Here is an 18,986-nt window from a genome sequence, read left to right on the forward strand (position 1 = left end):
GGTGGTTTCGTGTCGGGCCGCGACGTGCCGGATGGCCGCCGCAGCGGAATGCGGATGGAGTTGTGGCGGGTGGGGCGGACCGCGGTCCGACCGGCACCCGACGGTCGGCCGGCGGTGATCACCGCCGCCGGACCTGACGCCGCACGACGGAAGTCGCGGACGCGATCCGTCAGTCTACCCGCATTCCCCCGAGCGCGGGACGGTCGTCCGCCGCTTGCGCACCCGCCGTCAGCCCAGCACGGCGGTGCGGAGGGTGTCCATCCCCATGCCGCCCATCAGCAGGACCCGGCGGTGCCACGCCCGCACGTCGAAGGCGGCGCCGGCCCGCCCGGCGGACTCCGCCCGGAGCTCCTCCCAGAGCCGCTGGCCCACCTTGTAGGACGGGGCCTGACCCGGCCAGCCGCAGTACCGGTCGACCTCGAACCGGAGGAACGCGTCGTCCATGTGCACGTGGCGCCGCAGCAGGTCGAGCGCGGCGCCCCTGGTCCAGACGTCCCCCGCCGGGTCGCGCTTGCCGAGGTGGAGGCCGATGTCGACGACGACGCGCGCCGCGCGCATCCGCTGCCCGTCGAGCATGCCGAGCCGGTCCGGGTCCGCGTCGAGGTGGCCGAGCTCGGCCATCAGCCGCTCCGCGTAGAGCGCCCAGCCCTCCCAGTACCCGGAGGTGCCGGCGGTGCGGCGCCACGTGTTGAGGGACCGGTTCGTCATCGCGGTCGCGATCTGCAGGTGATGACCGGGGACGCCCTCGTGGTAGACGGTCGAGGTCTCCCGCCAGGTCGTGAACCGCTCGACGCCGGCGGGCACGGACCACCACATGGCGCCGGGCCGCGAGAAGTCGTCGGACGGCGGCGTGTAGTAGATGACGCCGGAGCGGGTCGGCGCGATGCGGCACTCGAGGGTGCGCACGGGACCCTCGATCGCGAAGTGGGTCGCGCCGAGCGACTCGATCGCGGCGTCGGAGAGGCGCTGCATCCACGCCTGCAGCGCTGCGGTGCCGTCGAGCCGCTGGGCCGGGTCGGCGTCGAGCGCGGCGATGGCGTCCTCGACGGAGCCGCCCGGGACGATGCGGGAGGCGACCTCCTCCTGCTCCTCGGCCATCCGGGCCAGCTCGGCGAGGCCCCACTCGTAGGTCTCGTCCAGATCGATCGCGGCGCCGAGGAACCGGCGCGACTGCAGCGCGTACAGCTCGCGGCCGATCGCGTCCTCCGGCGTCGCCGCCGGGGCGATCTCCTGCTCGAGCGCGGTGCCGAGGCCGCCGTACGCCGCCGCGGCGGCGATCGCGGCCGACTCGATCGCGGCCGTCAGCGAGGCCGGGACCGCGTCGTGGGCCCCGGCCCGGGCCGCGAGACCCGCGAAGAACCCGTCCGCCGCGGCGAACTCCGCCGCCTGCGCGGCGGCGAGCCCGACCTGCCGGACGGCGGGCACGACGCCCTCCCGGACGCCTGCACGCAGTCGCTCGAGGTAGCCGTCGAGCGCGGGGGCGACGCCGCGGAGCCGCCGCTCGATCGCGGCCCAGTCCTCCGCCGTCGCGGTCGGCTCGAGGTCGAAGACGTCGCGCACCGCCTGCACGGGCGACTCGATGGTGTTCACGTCGCGGAGCGGGAGGCCCGCGTCGCGGCTCTCGATCGACAGCTCGAGCTCGCGCGTCAGGTCCGCCTTCGTGACCCGGTCCACCTCGTCGGCCGGGGTCGCGGCGGCGAGGCGGCGCAGCACCGACCGCTCGGCCGCGTCGTCGGCGGCGAGGCCGTCGGGCGAGTAGTCGCCGTACCGGCCCTCCTGCCCGGGGCGGCCGAGGACCACCGCGAGCTCCGGGTGCAGCGCCACGGAGGCGTCCACCCAGTCCTCCGCGATGCGGTCGATCTCGGTCGGGACGCGCTCGTCGGTCACGGGCGCGACGGTAGCGCGGGCCGCCGATGCGTGCACATGACCTCCCGTGTCGTGCAGCGGCGCGTGTTCACACGCCTGGAACACGGGCGGGCGTAGCGTGGAGGCATAGCCCGCCGGCGTCAAGGGTGTCGCTGGACGACATACCGACGTGCGCTGGAGGAGACATGTGCCGATTGCTCGGTGCGGCCTCGCCCGCGCCGGCCACGGTCGAGGCCGTGCTCGGCGCCGGGCAGCGACAGGTGTTCGCCGACATGGCGCACCTGCACCGCGACGGCTGGGGAACGGCCTGGCGGGACCCGGAGGGCGTTGTGCGGCGCCACGTCCGCCACACGAGCGGCGTCGGTGACGCCGAGCTCGAGCAGACCCTCGCGTCGGGGCCGGCGTCCGCGCGGATCGTGCACCTGCGGCTCGCCACCATGGGCCTCGCCTGCACCCGGGAGAACACCCACCCGTTCGTCGCCGACGGCATGGCCTTCGCGCACAACGGCTCGCTCGAGCCGACCGGCCCGGTGGAGCGTCTGATCGGTCCCGAGCAGCGCGCCTCGCTGACCGGGACGACGGACAGCGAGCGCTACTTCGCGGCCGTCCGCACCGTCGTGGCGAGCGGCGCCTCCGTGTTCGACGCCCTCGTGGACACCGTCGCCGTGCTGCGCGGCGCCTACCCGGACCGCAGCCTGAACGCGCTGCTCCTCACGCCGACCGAGCTGTTCGCGGTGCATGCGAGCGAGGGCGTGCCGATCCCGCACGGCGTCTTCGCGGCCTCCGGCATCCCGACCGACCTGCTGCCGCGGCACCACGTCGACGCCTACTACCAGATGCGCACGCGCCGGGGCGAGGACGGCTCGATCCTCTTCGCGTCGAGCGGGCTGGACGTCGCCGGCTGGGACGCGGTCCCCGCCGAGACCGTGACCCGCGTCGACCTCGCCACCCTGACGACGGAGACCGTGCCGCTCAGCGCGGCGACGCCGACCCGCCTCGTCGCCTGACCCGCTTCCCCGGCACGACGAAGGGCCCCGCGGACGCCCGCGGGGCCCTTCGTCGTGCCGGTGTCGGCTACTCCTTGTCGAGGTCCGTCGACAGCAGCTCGACGAGCGAGTCGAGCGCCGCGTCGGCGCCGTCGCCCTCGGCCTTGAGGGTGACCTCCTCGCCGTGGCCGATCCCGAGGGACAGGATCCCGAGGATGCTGGCGGCGTTGACGCTCTTCCCCGCCTTGGTGGTCAGCGTGACGGGCACGCCGGCCTTCGCCGCCGCCTGGCTGAACAGGGACGCGGGCCGGGCGTGGAGGCCGACGCTCGACGCGATGGAAACGGTGCGTTCAGGCATGGTGCTCCTTCAGTTCGGTGACCGGGCGCGCGCCCGGGGTCAGTCCTCGTCCTCGTCGGGCGCCAGCAGGGCGTAGACCTGCTCGGCGCTCGTGGCGGTGCGCAGCTGCTCCGCCTTCTCGGGGTCGAGCAGGATCTCGGCCAGCTGGGACAGGAGGGCGATGTGCCCGCCGCCCGCTGCGGCGATGCCGACGCAGACGGAGACGGTGTTGCCCTCCCAGTCGACGCCGTCGGGGAAGCGCAGCACGACGAGCGCGTCGTGCTTGACCGCCTCCTTGCCGGCCAGGGTGCCGTGCGGGATCGCGACGCCCTCTCCGACGAAGGTGGAGACGGTCTCCTCGCGCTGGATCATCGCGTCGACGTAGGACTCGTCGACGGCGCCGGCGGCGACGAGGGCGGCGCCGCACTGGCGGACCGCGTCGAACCGGTCGGTGGCGGTGCGGTCGAGCAGGATCGACCGCTCGGCGAGCAGGGACGTGAGCGCGGAGTCGGCCATGGGTCAGACCTCGACGGTCGAGCCGTCCTGGATCGCCTTGACGATCTTCGCGACCTTCGGGTCGCCCAGGAACAGCTGGAAGGGGACGACGGGCACGTCGGGCACGACGCCGCGGGCGCGGTCCGCGAGCCCGGCCTGCGTGACGACGACGTCGGCGTCCTGCGGGATGTGCGCGACCGGCGAGTGCTCGACGGTGACGCCGTTCTTCTTCAACTGCTTCTTCAGCTGCCCGGCCAGCATCACGCTGCTGCCCATGCCGGCGTCGCACGCGACGATCAGCTTCTTGATGCTCGAACCGTCGATGGTCGTCATCTGGTGGTGTGCTCCTTCGATCCCGGGTCGTCGCCGACCCTACTTCACGCTTGTCTAACGCACTCAGGGCGGGGGCAATGCCCCCGCCCTGAGTGTTCGTACCGGTCTGTCAGGCGCCGGCGACGGCGGTCTTGCGACCCTTGTTCGCGGCGTTCTGCGCGTTGGCCTCGTCGAGGTCCATCGCGACCTTCTCGTTGCGGCCGAAGCCGAGCAGGAGGGAGCCGACGATGAACGAGACGCCCGCCGAGATGATCACGCCGATGAGGTTCGGCAGGAGCGTGGCGGGGGCCGACGAGATGATGTAGGCGATGATCGAGCCCGGCGAGGCGACGGCGACGAGGCCGCCGCCGAAGAGCACGAAGCTCAGCACGCCGATGCCGCCGCCGACGATCGTCGCGATGACGAGGATCGGCTTCATGAGCACGTACGGGAAGTAGATCTCGTGGATGCCGCCGAGGAAGTGGACGATCATCGCGGACGGCACCGTCGGGCGGACGGCGCGCGGGCCGAAGAGCCACATCGCGACGAGGATGCCGAGGCCCGGGCCGGGGTTCGACTCGATCATGAACAGGATCGAGGTGTGGCTCGCCGCCGTGGAGGCCTGCTGCGTCGCGAGCGGCACGAGCACGCCGTTGCCGATCGCGTTGTTGAGGAACAGGACCTTCGCCGGCTCGACGATGATCGAGATCAGTGGCAGCAGGCTCGCGCTCGTGAGCACGTCTACCAGCCATCCGAGCAGTGACGCGATGAAGTTCACGATCGGGCCGAGGATGTAGATGCCGAAGATCGCCATCGCGCCGCCGATGATGCCGGCGGAGAAGTTGTCGACGAGCATCTCGAAGCCGGAGGCGAGCTTGCCGTCGACGAGGCGGTCCCAGAGCTTCAGGATCAGCGCCGTCAGCGGGCCGATGATCAGCGCGCCGAGGAAGTTCGGGCTCAGGTCCGCGATCGAGGCCGGGGGCTTGAGGGCGGTCTGGTCGGCCGAGAAGGCGATCGGCGCGTACTGCAGGGCGACCGGGGCGACGACGACGCCGACCGTGGCGATCGCGCCGACGACGGCGCCGCGCTGGCCGTGGACCTGGCGGCCACCGGTGTAGCCGATGAGGATCGGCAGCAGGAACACGATGATCGGCCCGACGACCACGCTCACCGTCGAGGCGAAGGCGACGGAGCTGGTGGCCGTGTTCGGGATGGCTCCGGTCGCGCGAGCGATCAGGTTGATCCACCCGTTGGGGATGGTCAGCGCGGTGATGAGGCCCCAGGCGATGAACGCGCCGAGGTTCGGCATGATCATGCCGGCGAGGAAGGCGCCGAAGCGCTGGACCGCCGCGCGCGGGCCTGTGCCCGTGACGGTCGGCGAGTATGCGGACATTGTCCTTGTTACCCCTTTGTAGCGAGTCCGAGTGTCGGATGCAGCGTGTGCAGCGGTGGCCCTGCCATCAGGACCGACTGCATCCAAGCCTCTAACGTTGATGGTGTCAACCACGGCAGCGTCGGACTCGCTCCGCACCCCCACTCCGGGGCGGGACGGGGGCGTCGATCAGTGCGCGGCGGCGTCCCAGTCGTGCCCGGTGCCGACCTGGACCTCGAGCGGCACGCGGAGCGTCGCGGCGTCGCGCATGCGCCGCTCGACGATCTCCTCGAGCACCTCCTGCTCCCCCTCCGCCACCTCGAGCACGAGCTCGTCGTGGACCTGGAGCAGCAGCCGCGAGCGCAGCTCACGCTCCGCCATGTCCCGGCCGACGCCGATCATCGCGATCTTCATGATGTCGGCCGCGGTCCCCTGGATCGGCGCGTTGAGCGCGGCGCGCTCCGCGTTCCCGCGGAGCACCCGGTTCGGGCTGTTCAGGTCCGGGAACGGGCGGCGGCGGCCGAAGATCGTCTCGGTGTACCCGTCGACGCGGGCCTGCTCGACGACGTTCCGCAGGTAGTCGCGGACGCCGCCGAAGCGCTCGAAGTAGCCCTGCATCAGGTCCTCCGCCTCGCGGCGGTCGATGCGCAGCTGCTGCGAGAGGCCGAAGGCGGAGAGCCCGTAGGCGAGCCCGTACGACATCGCCTTCACCTTCGTCCGCATGAACGGCGTGACCTCCGCGGGCTCGACCCCGAAGACGCGGGAGCCGACGAAGCGGTGCAGGTCCTCGCCCGAGTGGAACGCCTCGATCAGGCCGGCGTCCTCCGAGAGGTGCGCCATGATCCGCATCTCGATCTGCGAGTAGTCGGCGGTGAGCAGCGTCGGGTACCCCTCCCCCGCCACGAAGGCGGCGCGGATGCGCCGGCCCTCCTCCGCCCGGATCGGGATGTTCTGCAGGTTCGGGTCGTTCGAGGAGATCCGGCCCGTGGTCGTGCCCGTCTGCACGTACGTGGTGTGGATGCGGCCGTCCGCCGCGATCCCGCGCTGCAGCGTCTCGATGATCTGCCGCAGCTTCGACGCGTCGCGGTGCTGCAGCAGCACGTCGAGGAACGGGTGCGGGTTCGTCGCCTGCAGGTCGGCGAGCGAGTCGGCATCCGTCGAGTAGCCGGTCTTCGTGCGACGCGTGCCCTTCATTCCGAGCTCGCCGAAGAGGACCTCCTGGAGCTGCTTCGGCGAACCGAGGTTCAGCTCGTGGCCGACGATCGAGTACGCCTCGTCCGCGAGCTCCGCGATCCGCGTGGAGAGCTCGGTGTTCAGCGCGTCGAGCGCGAGCGCGTCGATCGCGACGCCGTTCGCCTCCATCCGCGCGAGGACCTCGAGCACCGGCAGCTCGAGGTCGACGAGCACCTGGAGGGTGCGCTCGTCGAGGCCCTCCCGCAGCACGTGCGCCGAGCGGAGGACGTACCAGGCGTGGGTCGGCGCCGGGCTGCCGCCGGCCACGTCGGGCACGAGCTGGTTGGGGTCCGCCTCGGGCAGGCGCTCCTGCAGGTAGCGGTCGACGACCTGCGCCAGCGTCTTCTCCTGGCCGCTCGGCCGCAGCAGCCAGCCGGCGAGGAGCGTGTCGAAGGCGACGCCGCGGAGCAGCAGGCCGCTGGCGGTCAGCGCCTTGAGCTGCGTCTTCGCGTCGTGCAGCAGCTTGGGCGCCTCCGCGTCCGCGAGCCAGCGCTCGAGGGGGGCGTAGTCCGGGCGGCCGGGCTGCCAGGGCAGGTCGAGCGTCTCCTCCGTGCCGGCCACGCCGATCGACACGACGCGGCCGTCCATCGACTCGACCTGGAGGCCGAGGCCGGCGGGGTTCGCCGCCCGCTGGCGGTCGAGCCAGCCCTGCAGCTCCTCGTCGAGCAGCTGCTGCGGCGCGGGCGCCGGCGGGGCCGCGTCCGCGTCGGCCTCCGCCTCGGGCGCGGAACCGGACACCCCGCCGCCCTCGAGCTTGAGCACGCGGTCGAGCAGGGTGCGGAACTCGAGCCGCTTGAAGACCGCGCGGACCGCCTCCTCGTCGATCGGACGACGGGCGAGGTCGCCCGGTGCGACCGGCAGCTCGACGTCGGTGTGCAGGCGGTTGAGCCGGCGGTTGCGGGCGGCGTTCTCCCACTGCTCGCGGAGCTTGTCGCCGACGACGCCCTTCACCTCGTCGCGGTGCTCGAGCAGGTTCTCGAGCGAGCCGTACTGCTTGATCCACTTGACGGCGGTCTTCTCGCCGACCTTGTCGATGCCCGGCAGGTTGTCGCTCGTCTCGCCGACCAGCGCGGCGATCTCCGGGTACTGGTACGGCTCGATGCCGTAGCGCTCGTTCACCTTCGCGACGTCGTAGCGGGTCAGCTCGCTGACGCCGCGGACCGACGGGTAGAGCAGCGTCACGTCCTCGTTGACGAGCTGGATCGAGTCGCGGTCGCCCGAGACGACGAGCACCTCGTAGCCCTGCTCGCGCCCCTGCACGGAGAGCGTCGCGAGGATGTCGTCCGCCTCGAAGTCCTCCTTCGTGACGGTCGGGACGTTCATGGCCGCGAGGGCCTCCTGCAGCAGCGGCACCTGCCCCTTGAACTCGGGCGGCGTCTCGGAGCGGGTGCCCTTGTACTCCGGGTACTCGCGGGTGCGGAAGGAGAAGCGCGAGATGTCGAACGCGACCGCGAGGTGGCTCGGCCGCTCCTTCTGCAGGAGCAGCAGCAGCATCGACAGGAACCCGTGGATGGCGTTCGTGTGCTGGCCGTCGGAGGTCGTGAAGCTGTCGACGGGGAGCGCGTAGAAGGCGCGGAACGCGAGCGAGTGCCCGTCGACCACGAGCAGCGTCGGTTTCGACGATTCGGGCATGATTCGAGCGTAGTGAGCGCAGCCGACGCTCCCCCGAGCGCCAGGAGGCAGCATGCGGATCCCCGACGGACTCGATCCCGAGCTGGTCGCCCGACTCGTCGAGACGGAGGGCGGCGAGCTCGCGAGGAAGATGGGCATCGAGCTGCTCGAGCTGTCCGCGTCGCACTCCGTGGCGCGGATGCCCGTCGAGGGGAACCGCCAGGTGGTCGGGCTGCTCCACGGCGGTGCCCACGTCGTGCTCGGCGAGAGCCTCGGCAGCCTCTCCTCCGCGATCCACGCCGGGCCGGGACGCTATGCGGTCGGGATCGAGATCAACGCGACGCACAGCCGCTCCGCGACGGAGGGCTTCGTCACCGCGACGTGCGAGGCCCTCGTACTGGGCCGCACCCTCTGCACGCACGAGATCGTGATGCGCGACGACGCGGGCTCGCGCCTGAGCACCGTCCGCATGACGAACATGCTCCGCGACGCGCGCTGAGGCGTTCGCGTCGCGATCCGTGCCGCATCCGCGCGCTGAATGCGGCACGGATCGCGACGCGGATCGCCTGTGGAGGATCCACGACGCGTCCGCCGCGACCTCGGCACGATGTGTGGGCATGGCTGAGCGCATCCCCATGCCGGACTCCCTCACCGGATCCGGGTTCACGAGAGCCCAGGCGGCGGAGGCCGGCATCACGCAGGGGCGCCTCCGACGGAAGGACGTGACACGGCCCTTCCACGGCGTCCAGGCGACGGCGGTCCCGGAGACGACGCTCGCGCGGTGTCACGCGTACGCCGTGCGGCTGAAGCCGGGGCAGTTCTTCACCCACCAGACGGCGGCGCGACTCCACCGGCACACGCTGCCGTCGGACGACGACGCGTCCGTGCTCCACGTCGGCGCGGTGCGACCGGCCGACGCGCCGCACAGCCGCCGCGTCCGCGGCCACCGACTCCTGACCCGCGGCGAGGCGTGGGAGGTGGAGGGGCTCCCGGTCCCGGATCCGCCCGAGGTGTTCTGCCAGCTGGGCGCCGACCTCGCCCACGAGGACCTCATCGTCATCGCGGACGAGCTGCTGAACCGGACGGCGCTCGACGAGCAGGCGGCGCGCGACCGACTGCTGCAGGTCGTCGCCCGGATCCGGCGGGTGGGTGCCGCCGCGCTCGTCCGGGCCGTCCGCTCCTCCCGCCGCGGCAGCCGCTCCCCCGCCGAGACGAGGATCCGGCTCGTCCTCGACGCGGCCGGGATCCCGCCCGCCGAGCTGAACGCGCCGATCACCGAGTCCGTCACCGCTCGGTACCTGGGCGCGCCCGACTTCGTCTGGCGAGCGCAGCGCGTGGTGCTCGAGTACGAAGGCGATCAGCACCGGACGGACCAGTGGCAGTTCCGGACCGACATCGTCCGCTACGACGACCTGATGGCGGACGGCTGGCGGGTGATCCGCGCGACGGGCGACCACCTCTCCGCCGCGGGTCGCGCCGACCTCGTCCGACGCGTGCGCCGAGCGCTCGAGCAGGCGCGCTGACACGGCTTCGCGTCGCGATCCGTGCCGCGTCCTCGCGGACGAGGCGGCACGAGTCGCGACGCGAACGGGGTGGGGCTACTTCTTGGGGGCGGAGAGCTGCTCAATGACGGCCTGCGCGACGTCGTGCATCGTCAGGCGGCGGTCCATGGAGGCCTTCTGGATCCAGCGGAACGCCTCGGGCTCCGACAGGCCCATCTTCTCGTTGAGGAGGCCCTTCGCGCGGTCGACCAGCTTGCGCGTCTCGAAGCGCTCGACCATGTCGGCGACCTCGGTCTCGAGCGCCACGATCTGGGCGTAGCGGGCGAGCGCGATCTCGATCGCGGGCAGCAGGTCCGCCGGCGTGAACGGCTTGACGACGTACGCCAGCGCGCCGGCCTCGGTCGCCTGCTCGACGAGCTCCTTCTGGCTGAACGCGGTGAGGAGCACGACGGGCGCGATGTGGTCCTTCGTGAGCCGCTCGGCCGCCTTGATGCCGTCGAGCTGCGGCATGCGGACGTCCATCACGACGAGGTCCGGACGGAGCTCCGTCGCGAGCTGGACAGCGGTCTCGCCGTCGCCCGCCTCGCCCACGACGTCGAATCCGTTGTCCCGCAGGATCTCGACGATGTCGAGACGGATCAGGGATTCGTCCTCCGCGACGACGACGCGGCGAGGAGCGTTGGATGCGTTCTCGGCCACGCCGCAACCCTAGGGCACACGGCGCGGCGGAGCGGCGCGCCCGGACGCACGTGCACGCCCGGTGCAGCCCTAGGGTGGACCCGTCACGAGCCGGTGTGGCGGAACGGCAGACGCGGCGCACTCAAAATGCGCTGTCCGAGAGGGCATGTGGGTTCGAGTCCCACCACCGGTACTGGGTCGTGGTCTCGAGTCCCTCGGCCGGGAACACCGGCCGTGGGGCCCATCGCTGCGCTCGCACCTCGACCGGCGGGGTGCAGCGGGAGCGGGCGGGCGCTCAGCGGAGGCGCGTGACCGGGGCGCCCTGCGCGATCGCCCTCGGGATCTCCGCGACCGCCTCCACGCGGTCCAGGAGGACCGCCACGTCGGCGTCCGGCGCGGCCGCGTCGACCTCCGCGGTCCAGGTGACGCCCGTCGACGCCCAGGTCGCCGGGTCGAAGCCGCCCGCGACCGCGACGCGCACGCCGAGCACGTCCAGACCGAGGTCCTCCGCCTCGCGGTAGACGTCGTTCAGCACGCAGCCGCCCACCGCGACGTGCAGCAGGTGCGCGCCGGTGAAGGCGCCGACCACGGACACGCCGCCCTCGGTCCACCGGTGCGGACTCGTGAACAGCGCCCCGTCGTCGCGCAGCGTTCCCGCCGAGACGGTCACGGGGAACGTCTCGGCCACGCGCTCACGCCAGCCGGGCGTAGGCGGGCGCGGCGCCGCCGATCGCATCGCCCATCACGTGGACGCGCATGTCGTTCGTGGAGCCGGTGATGCCGGGAGGGCTCCCGGCGATCACGACGACCTTCTCGCCCCGGGCGATCCGGTCGATGCCGAGCAGCACGTCGTCGACCTGGTGCATGAGCTCGTCCGTCGTCGTCACGCGCGGCACGAGGAACGTCTCGACGCCCCAGGACAGGGCGAGGCGCGAGCGGATGCCGGGCTCCGGCGTGAAGGCGAGCACGGGGATCTTCGAGCGGAGGCGCACCATGCGGCGGACGGAGTCGCCGGACTCCGTGAAGACGCAGAGGAACTTCGCGCCGACGAAGTCCGCGACCTCGGCGGCCGCGAGGGTGATCGCGCCGCCCTGCGTGCGGGGCTTCGTGCCGAGCGGCTTGATGCGCTCCAGGCCGTGGTCCTCGGTCGAGGTGACGATGCGCGCCATCGTGGACACGGTGACGACGGGGTACTCCCCCACGCTCGTCTCGCCCGAGAGCATGACCGCGTCCGCGCCGTCGAGCACCGCGTTCGCGACGTCGGACGTCTCGGCGCGCGTCGGCACCGGGGAGGAGATCATCGACTCGAGCATCTGCGTCGCGACGATCACGGGCTTCGCGAGGCGGCGGGCGATCTCGCACGCCTGCTTCTGCACGATCGGCACCTGCTCGAGCGGCAGCTCCACACCGAGGTCGCCGCGGGCGACCATGACGCCGTCGAAGCTGTCGATGATCGCCTCGAGGTGCTCGACGGCCTGCGGCTTCTCGATCTTCGCGATGACCGGCACGCGGCGGCCGACCTCGTCCATGATCTCGTGGACGCGCGTCAGGTCCTCCGGGCTCCGCACGAACGAGAGCGCGATCAGGTCGGCGCCGAGCTGCAGGCCCCAGCGGAGGTCCGCCTCGTCCTTGTCGGAGAGCGCGGGCACGTTCACCGCGACGCCCGGCAGGTTGATGCCCTTGTTGTTCGAGACGGTGCCGGCGACGACGACGCGGGTGCGCACGCGGACGCCGTCCGTGTCGAGCACCTGGACGCGGACCTTGCCGTCGTCGATCAGGAGGAAGTCGCCCGCCCGCACGTCCTGGGGCAGCCCCTTGAACGTCGTGCCGACGAGCTCCTTCGTGCCGAGGACGTCCTCGGTCGTGATCGTGAAGACGTCGCCCTCGGCGAGCTCGTGCGGTCCGTCGGCGAAGCGGCCGAGGCGGATCTTCGGGCCCTGCAGGTCGACGAGCACCGCGACGGCGCGGCCGGACGCGTCGGAGGCCTCGCGCACGTTGCGGTAGACGCCCTCGTGGACCTCGTAGCTGCCGTGGCTGAGGTTCATGCGGCACACGTCGACGCCCGCGTCGATGACGGCCCGGATGTTCTCGAGGCTCGAGGTGGCGGGGCCGAGCGTGGCGACGATCTTGGCGCGTCTCATGCGGTGGGGATCCAGCTTTCGTGGCGGTGACGGGTGGGCCGGGTCGAGGCTAGCCGCATGACGCGGACGGCGACGAACCGGCAGCGCGTCAGATGGAGATGGCCCGGTCGGTGGGGCGGACGGGCGCCGGGAGCTCCGTCCGGCCCTCGAGGTAGGCGTCCACCTCGGCGGCGACGCTGCGCCCCTCGGCGATCGCCCACACGATGAGCGACTGCCCGCGTCCCGCGTCGCCGGCGACGAACACGCCGGGCTCCGAGGTCTCGAAGCGGCCGTCGCGGGCGACGTTCCCGCGCTCGTCGAAGGGCAGGCCGAGCTGGTCGGCCAGCTCGTCCTGCTCGGGGCCGGAGAAGCCCATCGCGAGGAGCACGAGGTCGGCGGGGATGAGCCGCTCGGTGCCGGCGCGCGGCACCCGCTTGCCGTCGACGTACTCCGTCTCGGCCACGCGCAGCTGCTTCACACGGCCGGCGCCGTCCGAGAGGAACTCGACGGTCGACGCGAGGTACTCGCGGCGGCCGCCCTCCTCGTGGGCGCTCGAGACCTCGAACACGGTCGGCATCATCGGCCACGGCTGCGAATCGCTGCGGGTCGCGGGCGGCTGCTTCCCGATCGCGAGGTTCGTGACGCTCGCGGCGCCCTGCCGGTGCGCGGTGCCGATGCAGTCGGCGCCGGTGTCGCCGCCGCCGATGACGACGACGTGGCGGTCCTCGGCGGTGATCTGCGCGGGGACGTCGTCACCGGCGACCGCCTTGTTCGACTGGGTGAGGTACTCCATCGCGTAGTGGACGCCCTCGAGGTCGCGGCCCGGCACGGGGAGGTCGCGCGGCACGGGCGCGCCGGTCGCGACGACGACCGCGTCGTACCGGCGGCGCAGCTCGTCCCAGGCGATGTCCCGGCCGATCTCGACGCCCGCGCGGAAGCGCGTGCCCTCCGCGATCATCTGGTTCAGCCGCTGGTCGAGGCGGTGCTTCTCCATCTTGAACTCGGGGATGCCGTAGCGGATCAGGCCGCCGATCCGGTCGTCGCGCTCGTAGACGGCGACGGTGTGGCCGGCCCGCGTCAGCTGCTGCGCGGCGGCGAGCCCCGCGGGGCCGGAGCCGACGACCGCGACGGTCTTGCCGGTCAGCCGCTGCGGCGGGTGCGGCTGCACCCAGCCGTTCTCGAAGGCCTGATCGATGATCGAGATCTCGACCTGCTTGATCGTCACCGCGGGCTGGTTGATCCCGAGGACGCACGAGGACTCGCACGGCGCCGGGCACAGCGTGCCGGTGAACTCCGGGAAGTTGTTCGTGGCGTGGAGGCGCTCGATCGCGAGGCGGCCCTCGCCGCGGTGGATGAGGTCGTTCCACTCCGGGATGAGGTTCCCGAGCGGGCAGCCCTGGTGGCAGAACGGGATGCCGCACTGCATGCAGCGGCCGGCCTGACGGCGCAGCTCGCCGGACTCCTGCTGCTCGTAGACCTCCTTCCAGTCCATGAGCCGGAGGGAGACCGGACGCCGCGGCGGGAGCTCGCGCTCCCGCGTCTTGAGGAACCCCTTGGGGTCAGCCATGGGAGATGCCGTTCTTGCTCAGGATGGTCACTGCGAGAGCCTCAGTACAGCGCTCGAGGCTCGCTGCGCTCGCACCTCGACCAGCGGGAAGTGAGTGAGTGGACACCGGGCGCGAAGCGCCCCGGCGGCTCATGCCGCCGAAACGCGGAGGCGCGCCAGCGCCGAAGCAGCGCGCCGCGGCGGGGCCGGCGAAGCCGGTCGCGACGGGGACGCTCCGCGGGCGGAGCCCGCTATCCATTCGTCACCTCCAGGATGCGCTTCCAGACGACGTCGCCGTCCGGGTCGAGGCCCTCCCCCTCGGCCTCCGCGCGGGTCGCGAGGACCGCGGCGTAGTTGCGCGGGAGGACCTTCACGAACTCGCCGACCACGGTGTCGAAGTCGGCGAGCATGCGCGTCGCGAGCGCGGAGTCCGTCGTCTCGACGTGCCGCTGGAGGAGGTCGCGGAGGATCTCCGCGTCCGCGCTGTCCATGGGCACGAGGTCGAGCTCGCCGGCGAGGGCGTCGATGTTCACCTGCTCCGGGGTCAGCGCGTGCACGTACGCGGTCCCCCCGGACATCCCGGCGCCGAGGTTGCGGCCGGTCGCGCCGAGGATCACCGCGAGGCCGCCCGTCATGTACTCGAGCGCGTGGTCGCCCACGCCCTCGACGACGGCGGTGGCGCCGGAGTTGCGGACGAGGAACCGCTCGCCGACGGTGCCGGAGAGGAACATCGTCCCCTGCGTCGCGCCGTAGCCGATGACGTTGCCGGCGATCACGTTCTCCTCCGCGGCGAACACGGCGTCCGGATGCGGCCGCAGCACGATCTCGCCGCCGGAGAGGCCCTTGCCGACGTAGTCGTTGCTGTCGCCGATCAGGCGCAGCGTGATGCCGGCGGGCAGGAACGCGCCGAACGACTGGCCCGCGGACCCGGTGAGCGTCACCTCGATGGAGCCGGAGGGCAGGCCGTGCTCGCCGTGCCGCTTCGTCAGCTCGTGGCCGAGCATCGTGCCGACCGCGCGCTCGGTGTTCCGGATCGGCAGCTCGATGGTCGTCGTGCCGCCGTTCGCCAGCACCTCCGCGGCCCGCTGGATCAGCAGGTTGTCGAAGTGCTCGTCGAGCTCGTGGTCCTGGCCGACCCGCCGCGTGCGCGGCTCGTCGTCGGCGAAGGTCGGGCCGACGAGGATCGGCTCGAGGTCGAGGCCGTCGGCCTTCCAGTGCTCGATCGCGCCGTCGACGTCGAGCAGCTCCTTGCGGCCGATGACCTCCTCGATGCTCCGGTAGCCGAGCTCCGCGAGCAGCTCGCGCACCTCCTGCGCGATGAACTCGAAGAAGTTGACGACGAACTCCGGCTTGCCGGAGAACCGCGCGCGCAGCTCGGGGTTCTGCGTCGCGACGCCGACCGGGCAGGTGTCGAGGTGGCAGACGCGCATCATGACGCAGCCCTCGACGATCAGCGGGGCGGTCGCGAAGCCGAACTCCTCGGCGCCGAGCAGCGCGGCCACGACGACGTCGCGGCCCGTCTTCATCTGCCCGTCCACCTGCACGGTGACGCGGTCGCGCAGCCCGTTCAGCATCAGCGTCTGCTGCGCCTCCGCGAGCCCGAGCTCCCACGGGGTGCCCGCGTGCTTCAGCGAGTTGAGCGGGGACGCGCCCGTGCCGCCGTCGTGGCCGGAGACGAGGACGACGTCCGCCTTCGCCTTCGTGACGCCCGCCGCGACCGCGCCGATGCCCGACTGGCTGACGAGCTTGACGTGCACGCGTGCCGACGGGTTCGCGCGCTTGAGGTCGAAGATCAGCTGCTTCAGGTCCTCGATCGAGTAGATGTCGTGGTGCGGCGGCGGCGAGATGAGGCCGACGCCGGCCGTCGAGTGCCGCGTCCGCGCGATCCAGGGGTACATCTTCGCCGGGGGCAGCTGGCCGCCCTCGCCCGGCTTCGCGCCCTGCGCCATCTTGATCTGGATGTCGTCGGCGTGCGTCAGGTACATGCTCGTGACGCCGAAGCGGCCCGAGGCGACCTGCTTGATCCGGCTGCGGCGCTCGGGGTCGAGCAGCCGCTCGACGTCCTCGCCGCCCTCGCCCGTGTTCGACCGGCCGCCGAGGCGGTTCATCGCGATCGCGAGCGTCTCGTGCGCCTCCCGCGAGATCGACCCGTACGACATCGCGCCGGTGTTGAAGCGCTTGACGATCGACTCGATGGACTCGACCTCGTCGAGCGGCACCGGCGGGCGGTGCACCGACGAGAAGCGGAACAGTCCGCGCAGCGTCATCAGGTCGGCCGACTGGTCGTCGACGAGCTTCGTGTACTCCTTGAACACGTCGTACCGCCGCGCCCGCGTCGCGTGCTGCAGGCGGAAGACCGTCTCCGGGTTGAACAGGTGCGGGGGGCCGCCGCGGCGCCACTGGTACTCGCCGCCGGTGGCGAGGCCGACGTGCGTCAGCGCGGCGTCCTCCTCCGGGAACGCCGCCTGGTGGCGGGCCGCGGACTCCGCCGCGATCTCGGGCATGCCGATGCCGCCGAGCTTCGTCGTCGTGCCGGTGAAGTACTCCGCCACGAACTCGGCGGAGAGGCCGACCGCCTCGAACGCCTGCGCCGCGGCGTAGGAGGACACCGTGGAGATGCCCATCTTCGACATGATCTTCAGCACGCCCTTGCCGAGCGCCTTGATGAGGTTCCGGACCGCCTTCTCCGGCGTGATCCCGATCAGCGTGCCGGAGCGGACGAGCTGCTCGACCGTCTCCATCGCGAGGTACGGGTTCACCGCGGACGCGCCGTAGCCGATCAGCAGCGCGACGTGGTGGACCTCGCGGACGTCGCCGGCCTCGACGATCAGGCCGACCTTCATCCGGTTCTGCTTCCGGATGAGGTGGTGGTGGATCGCCGAGATCATGAGGAGGCTCGGGACGGGCGCGAGCTCGCGGCTCGAATCCCGGTCGGACAGCACGATGAACTCCGCGCCGCGCTCGATCGCGCGGTCGACCTCGTCGCGCATCGCCGCGATGCGGTCCTCGAGGGCGCGCTCGCCGTCCTCGACGCGGTAGAGCCCGCGGACGACGGTCGTCATCGCGGAGCCCGGCGTGCTGTCGATGTGCTGCAGCTTCGCGAGCTCGTCGTTGTCGATCACCGGGAAGTCGAGCACGACCTGGCGGGCGTGCTCCGGCGTCTCCGCCAGCAGGTTCCGCTCCGGTCCGAGGCCGAGCCCCAGGGAGGTGACGACCTCCTCCCGGATCGAGTCGAGCGGCGGGTTCGTCACCTGCGCGAACTGCTGCACGAAGTAGTCGAAGAGCAGCCGCGGCCGCTTCGAGAGGATCGCGATCGGGGTGTCGGAGCCCATCGCGCCGAGCGGCTCGGCGCCCTTCTCCCCCATCGGAGCGAGGAGGATCCGCACCTCCTCGTCCGTGTAGCCGAAGGTGCGCTGCCGGCGCTGCACGGAGGCGGGGGTGTGGACGATGTGCTCGCGCTCGGGGAGGTCCGCGAGGCGGATCCGGCCCTGCTCGATGTACTCGGCCCACGGCTTCGACGCGGCGAGCTCGCCCTTGATCTCGTCGTCGGAGATGACGCGACCGGCGACGGTGTCGACGAGGAACATCTTCCCGGGACGGAGGCGCCCGCGGCGGGCGACGCGACCCGGTGCGACGTCGAGGACGCCGGTCTCGGACGCGAGCACGATGAGGCCGTCGGTGGTCTCGAGCCAGCGGCCCGGGCGGAGGCCGTTGCGGTCGAGCGTCGCGCCGACGAGCGAGCCGTCGCTGAAGACGATCGCCGCGGGGCCGTCCCACGGCTCCATGAGGCCCGAGTGGTACTCGTAGAACGCGCGGCGGGCGGGGTCGAGGTCGGGCTGGTTCTCCCACGCCTCCGGCACCATCATCATCACCGCGTGCGGCAGGCTGCGGCCGCCGAGGCTCAGCAGCTCCACGACCTCGTCGAAGGAGGCGGAGTCGCTGACGCCCGGCGTGCAGATCGGGAGCAGCGGTGCGACGTCGCCGATGAGCTCGCTCGACAGCTGCGACTGGCGCGCGCGCATCCAGTTGCGGTTGCCCTGCACCGTGTTGATCTCGCCGTTGTGCGCGATCATGCGGAACGGCTGGGCGAGCGGCCACGACGGGAACGTGTTCGTCGAGTAGCGCGAGTGCACGAGGGCGAGCGTCGACGCGAAGCGCTCGTCGGAGAGGTCCGGGTAGAACGGCTCCAGCTGGAGCGTCGTGACCATGCCCTTGTAGACGATCGTGCGGCTCGACAGCGACGCGAAGTAGGCCTGCAGCTCGCGCTCCGCGCGCTTCCGGAGGCGCATCGCCAGCCGGTCGAGCTCGATGCCGCTGCGCCGGGAGGAGCCCGCCGCTGCGACGAAGAGCTGCTCGATGACGGGCATCGCGGCGCGCGCGAGGGTGCCGATCGTCTCGGGCCGCGTCGGGACCTGGCGCCAGCCGAGGACCTCGAGGCCCTCCTCGGTCGCGATCTCCGCGACGGCGGCCTTCTGGGCGTTCCGCTCCCGTGCGTCCGTCGGCAGGAACCCGAGGCCGACGGCGTACTCCCCCGCGCCCGGCAGCGCGAACGGCGCGACGGCGGCGAGGAACTCGTGCGGGACCTGCGTGACGATGCCGGCGCCGTCGCCCGTGCCGGCGTCGGAGCCGACCGCCCCGCGGTGCTCGAGGTGCCGGAGCGCGTCGAGGGCGTGGTCGATGATGTCGTGCCCGGGCGTGCCACGCAGCGTCGCGACCATCGCCAGACCGCAGGCGTCCTTCTCGTCGCGCGGGTCGTAGAGACCGGTCGCGGCCGGCACGGCGCTGAACGGCATCGCGGTGCCCGTGCGGGGTGGGGTGTCGACCATGGCGTCCTCCAGGGGGCCCGGGATCGGGATCGGTGTGTTCCGAGCGGGACGCCTTCGGCCCTCGGGATGTCCGGACTGCTGCGGTGAAACCGATCGGCGCCG

14 protein-coding genes and 1 tRNA gene are annotated in these 18,986 nt (G+C 72.2%); 4 read left to right on the forward strand and 11 right to left on the reverse strand.

Annotation, left to right across the window (positions count from 1 at the left end):
• Nucleotides 1-228: 228 nt before the first annotated feature.
• Entirely contained in the window at nt 229-1,887 is a 1,659-nt protein-coding gene (locus tag CLV52_RS11540; RefSeq protein WP_133766476.1) for a DUF885 domain-containing protein, read from the reverse strand.
• Nucleotides 1,888-2,051: 164 nt separating this feature from the next.
• Between CLV52_RS11540 and CLV52_RS11545 the strand changes: the two genes are divergently transcribed.
• A complete protein-coding gene (locus CLV52_RS11545; protein WP_162850826.1) occupies nt 2,052-2,873 on the forward strand; it encodes a class II glutamine amidotransferase in 822 nt (273 codons plus the stop codon).
• Nucleotides 2,874-2,940: 67 nt separating this feature from the next.
• Here the strand turns inward: CLV52_RS11545 and CLV52_RS11550 are convergent, their stop codons facing one another.
• From CLV52_RS11550 to polA, 5 genes are all read right to left on the reverse strand, one after another.
• Nucleotides 2,941-3,210 carry an HPr family phosphocarrier protein gene (locus CLV52_RS11550; protein ID WP_133766478.1) on the reverse strand — a complete coding sequence of 90 codons (270 nt, stop codon included), beginning with the start codon at nt 3,208-3,210 and terminating at the stop codon, nt 2,941-2,943.
• A 39-nt stretch (nt 3,211-3,249) separates the two neighbouring features.
• Entirely contained in the window at nt 3,250-3,705 is a 456-nt protein-coding gene (locus CLV52_RS11555) for a PTS mannitol transporter subunit IIA (RefSeq protein ID WP_133766479.1), read from the reverse strand.
• A 3-nt stretch (nt 3,706-3,708) separates the two neighbouring features.
• On the reverse strand, nt 3,709-4,017 hold the full coding sequence (locus CLV52_RS11560; protein WP_133766480.1) for a PTS lactose transporter subunit IIB: 309 nt from the start codon (nt 4,015-4,017) through the stop codon (nt 3,709-3,711).
• A 109-nt stretch (nt 4,018-4,126) separates the two neighbouring features.
• Nucleotides 4,127-5,389, reverse strand: coding sequence for a PTS transporter subunit EIIC (locus CLV52_RS11565; protein ID WP_133766481.1), 1,263 nt, complete (start codon nt 5,387-5,389; stop codon nt 4,127-4,129).
• A 168-nt stretch (nt 5,390-5,557) separates the two neighbouring features.
• On the reverse strand, nt 5,558-8,233 hold the full coding sequence (polA, locus tag CLV52_RS11570; protein WP_133766482.1) for a DNA polymerase I: 2,676 nt from the start codon (nt 8,231-8,233) through the stop codon (nt 5,558-5,560).
• Between the two features lie 52 nt (nt 8,234-8,285).
• On the opposite strand from polA, the gene CLV52_RS11575 reads away from it, so the two are divergent.
• Both CLV52_RS11575 and CLV52_RS11580 read left to right on the forward strand, forming a co-directional pair.
• Complete coding sequence (locus tag CLV52_RS11575; protein ID WP_133766483.1) at nt 8,286-8,711, forward strand: PaaI family thioesterase; 426 nt, start codon at nt 8,286-8,288, stop codon at nt 8,709-8,711.
• Nucleotides 8,712-8,829: 118 nt separating this feature from the next.
• Nucleotides 8,830-9,735, forward strand: coding sequence for a hypothetical protein (locus tag CLV52_RS11580; RefSeq protein ID WP_133766484.1), 906 nt, complete (start codon nt 8,830-8,832; stop codon nt 9,733-9,735).
• A 75-nt stretch (nt 9,736-9,810) separates the two neighbouring features.
• On the opposite strand, the gene CLV52_RS11585 is transcribed toward CLV52_RS11580, so the two are convergent.
• Nucleotides 9,811-10,413 carry an ANTAR domain-containing response regulator gene (locus CLV52_RS11585; protein ID WP_133766485.1) on the reverse strand — a complete coding sequence of 201 codons (603 nt, stop codon included), beginning with the start codon at nt 10,411-10,413 and terminating at the stop codon, nt 9,811-9,813.
• Between the two features lie 89 nt (nt 10,414-10,502).
• On the opposite strand from CLV52_RS11585, the gene CLV52_RS11590 reads away from it, so the two are divergent.
• Nucleotides 10,503-10,585: transfer RNA gene (locus tag CLV52_RS11590), tRNA-Leu, on the forward strand.
• Nucleotides 10,586-10,687: 102 nt separating this feature from the next.
• On the opposite strand, the gene CLV52_RS11595 is transcribed toward CLV52_RS11590, so the two are convergent.
• From CLV52_RS11595 to gltB, 4 genes are all read right to left on the reverse strand, one after another.
• Nucleotides 10,688-11,080 (reverse strand): OsmC family protein, encoded by a 393-nt coding sequence (locus tag CLV52_RS11595; protein ID WP_246018091.1) that lies wholly within the window; start codon nt 11,078-11,080, stop codon nt 10,688-10,690.
• A 4-nt stretch (nt 11,081-11,084) separates the two neighbouring features.
• Entirely contained in the window at nt 11,085-12,533 is a 1,449-nt protein-coding gene (gene pyk, locus CLV52_RS11600; protein WP_133766487.1) for a pyruvate kinase, read from the reverse strand.
• An 88-nt stretch (nt 12,534-12,621) separates the two neighbouring features.
• A complete protein-coding gene (locus CLV52_RS11605) occupies nt 12,622-14,079 on the reverse strand; it encodes a glutamate synthase subunit beta (protein ID WP_133766488.1) in 1,458 nt (485 codons plus the stop codon).
• Between the two features lie 230 nt (nt 14,080-14,309).
• Nucleotides 14,310-18,884, reverse strand: coding sequence for a glutamate synthase large subunit (gene gltB / locus CLV52_RS11610; protein WP_425455685.1), 4,575 nt, complete (start codon nt 18,882-18,884; stop codon nt 14,310-14,312).
• Between the last annotated feature and the right edge of the window lie 102 nt (nt 18,885-18,986).

It is taken from the genome of Amnibacterium kyonggiense (assembly GCF_004364555.1).
GTDB lineage: Bacteria > Actinomycetota > Actinomycetes > Actinomycetales > Microbacteriaceae > Amnibacterium > Amnibacterium kyonggiense.